A 2626-nucleotide genomic window follows, 5' to 3' on the forward strand; every position below is an offset into this window, starting at 1 on the left:
GCGCCCGGCCGCCCGGAGAGCGGTCCAATGCCGCGTCGGGTGGCGGCGGCCGCGCGGGGCGCCACTTCGGGTCTCGGCGACCGTCCAGCCGGGCTCGAGCGACCCAGGATCCATGGCGACCTACTTCACGGCCGACACGCATTTCGGCGATGCCGACCTCGTCCGGCGCCGGCGCAGCGCCTTCGGGTCGGTCGAGGACCACGACGAGGCGCTGGTCGCGCGCTGGAACGCGCGCGTCGGCGCCGACGACGAGGTCTGGCACCTCGGCGACTTCGCCGCCGAGGCGAGCCGCGCGCATTGCGCCGCGATCTTCCGGCGGCTGAACGGCGTGAAGCGGCTGGTGCGCGGCAACCACGACACCAACCGCGTGCTCGACCTGCCCTGGGCCGAGCCGCCAGTCGACAGCGCCCGCATCAGCGTGATGGATGCCGCCGGTCGCCCGCAGCGCCTGTTCCTGTCGCACTACCCGCATCGCTCGTGGCCGGGCTTCTGGCGCGAGACCCGGCACCTCTACGGCCACACCCACGCCTGCCTGCCCGACACCAGCCGATCCTGCGACGTCGGCGTCGACGCGCAGGATTACCGACCGGTCGACCTCGCCGAGGTGCTCGCCCGCCAGGACGCCGCCGAACAGGCGCCCGAGGAGATGGCGATCCGCGGCCTGCGCTGAGGCGCGCCTGCGCCGGCCCGCCGGCGTCAATCGGCCGGGACGAAGCGCAGCGTGCCCGCGCGCCGGGTCGGCTGGCCGGTGTCGCTGGTGTGGTTGATCCCGTCCATCACCGGAACCTCCGCGAAATCGAACGGGCTGACCCCGTCGAGGCAGGCGACGTTGACCGCGTACAGGGTCCGGTCGGACCGGCGCTGGTGATGGGTGTAGACCCCGCAGCGCGCGCAGAAGAAGTGCTGCGCCGTGCCGGTGTGGAAGCGGTAGCGCGTCAGCGCCGCCTCGCCCTCCAGGATCTCGACCCCGCCCATCGCCGCCATCGCGACGACGGCGCCGCGCATCCGGCAATAGGAGCAGGTGCAGCGGCGGATCGACCGGAAGCCGTCGCCGAGCGTCGCCGAGAACCGGACCGCGCCGCAATGGCACCGGCCCGTCAGGGTCGTCGTGTCGTTCGCCATGTCGCCTCCGTCGTCCACTTCCGATCACGCGCGCGGCCGCGCCGCGGCCTCGGTGGTCCGCCCCGGCCGGATCACCACGCCAGGCACGCCGCGCCGAGGGCGACGGCGAGGCAGGACGCGATCCGGCGCGGGCTCAGTTCCTCGCCGAGAAAGAGCCGTCCGATGAGGGCGGCGTAGACCACGCTGGTCTCGCGCAGGGCCGAGACCGCCCCCATCGCGTCGGACTGCATCGCCCAGATCACGATGCCGTAGGCGAGCAGCGAGACCAGGCCGCCGGCGAGCGCCATCGCGGTCTGCGCGCCGGTATAGGCCGGCGGCGTCCCGCGCATCGCCCAGTAGAGGGGCGGCATGGTCAGGCTCCACAGCAGGAACATGCTCGCCGCGTAGGACAGGCTGTTCCCCGACAGCCGCACCCCGATGCCGTCGACGACGGTGTAGGCCCCGATCAGCGATCCGGTGGTGAGCGCGGCCGGGACGAAGTCCGCCCGCATCCGCCCCTGGAAGGCGAGGGATAGGATGCCGCCCGAGACCAGGACGATGCCGAGGACGGCGACTGCGCCGGGCGTCTCGTGCGCGAACACCGCGGCGCCGAGGGCGACGAGGACGGGCGAGGAGCCGCGCGAGATCGGGTAGGTCTGCCCGAGGTCGCCCGAGCGATAGGTCCGCACCAGGGAGAGGTTATAGGCGGTGTGGATCAGCGCGGAGGCGATCACGTAGGGCCAGCTCGCCGCGTCCGGCCACGGCAGGAGCGCGACCGCGACCGCCGAGACGGCGGCGACGGCGATCATCATCAGGGTCATCGACCACAGCCGGTCGCTGCCGCCGCGCAGCACCGCGTTCCAGCCGGCATGGAGGATCGCGGCGCCGACGACGCAGGCGAGGACGAGCGGGGTCATGCGCGGTCGCCGGGCATGGGCGTCACGACCGCCGCGCCGGCGCGAGCCGGGGCGACAGCGCGAGCATCAGCGGGATCACGGCGAACGCCGTCGCCGCGGCCGCCATCGCCGCCCAGCCGGGCCCGACCGCATCGCCGAGCGGCCCGTAGAGCAGGGGCGTCGCCAGCGCGCTGCCGCCGAGGGTGCAGGTGTAGAACACGGCGAAGGCGCGCTCGACGTGCCCGCCCGGCACGAGCTCCGGCACCGTGCCGTAGAGGACGGAGGAGGTGCCGTTCAGCAGCAGGCCGAGCAGCGGCAGCACGGCGATGGCTGGCGCGAGCGGCAGGGCGACGACGGCGAGGATCGCCGCCGCCGTCCCGGCCTCGGTGGCGATCACGCTCGGCGTCACGCCGAAGCGGGCGCCGAGACGGCCGCACGCCGCCTTGCCCAGCGCGCCGCCGACCGCGACGAGGGCGAACGCGATCCCGACGGTCGCGAGCGCCGCCCCCTTCGCCTGGAGCAGGAACGGCAGGTAGATGAGGAAGGCCGGCCGCGCCGCGTTGTCGAGCATGCCGATCGCCACCAGCAGCCCGAACCCGGCCCGGCCCTCACGCGCGCCGCCGGCCGGG

At 74.4% G+C, this 2626-nt stretch carries 4 protein-coding genes; 1 reads left to right on the forward strand and 3 read right to left on the reverse strand.

All coding sequences use genetic code 11. The features are described 5' to 3' along the window. The first annotated feature begins 112 nt into the window (after positions 1–112). Positions 113–670, forward strand: coding sequence for a metallophosphoesterase (locus FV230_RS27125; protein WP_147844576.1), 558 nt, complete (start codon positions 113–115; stop codon positions 668–670). A gap of 26 nt (positions 671–696) precedes the next feature. Here the strand turns inward: FV230_RS27125 and FV230_RS27130 are convergent, their stop codons facing one another. The 3 genes from FV230_RS27130 to FV230_RS27140 all read right to left on the reverse strand — a co-directional run. Beyond that, a complete protein-coding gene (locus FV230_RS27130) occupies positions 697–1122 on the reverse strand; it encodes a GFA family protein (RefSeq protein ID WP_147729667.1) in 426 nt (141 codons plus the stop codon). Positions 1123–1193: 71 nt separating this feature from the next. Next, positions 1194–2018, reverse strand: a complete 825-nt coding sequence (locus FV230_RS27135; RefSeq protein WP_147844577.1) for an EamA family transporter — start codon at positions 2016–2018, stop codon at positions 1194–1196. A gap of 22 nt (positions 2019–2040) precedes the next feature. Further along, on the reverse strand, positions 2041–2626 hold a 586-nt coding region (locus tag FV230_RS27140; RefSeq protein ID WP_147844578.1), incomplete at its 5' end, for an MFS transporter.

The sequence above is a fragment of the Methylobacterium sp. WL6 genome, from assembly GCF_008040095.1.
Taxonomy (GTDB): domain Bacteria; phylum Pseudomonadota; class Alphaproteobacteria; order Rhizobiales; family Beijerinckiaceae; genus Methylobacterium.

Bases quoted from the DNA above. Each gene is read 5' to 3' on its own strand.
- FV230_RS27125 (WP_147844576.1), top strand. From the start codon at position 113: ATGGCGACCTACTTCACGGCCGACACGCATTTCGGCGATGCCGACCTC.
- FV230_RS27135 (WP_147844577.1), bottom strand. From the start codon at position 2,018: ATGACCCCGCTCGTCCTCGCCTGCGTCGTCGGCGCCGCGATCCTCCAT.
- FV230_RS27130 (WP_147729667.1), bottom strand. From the start codon at position 1,122: ATGGCGAACGACACGACGACCCTGACGGGCCGGTGCCATTGCGGCGCG.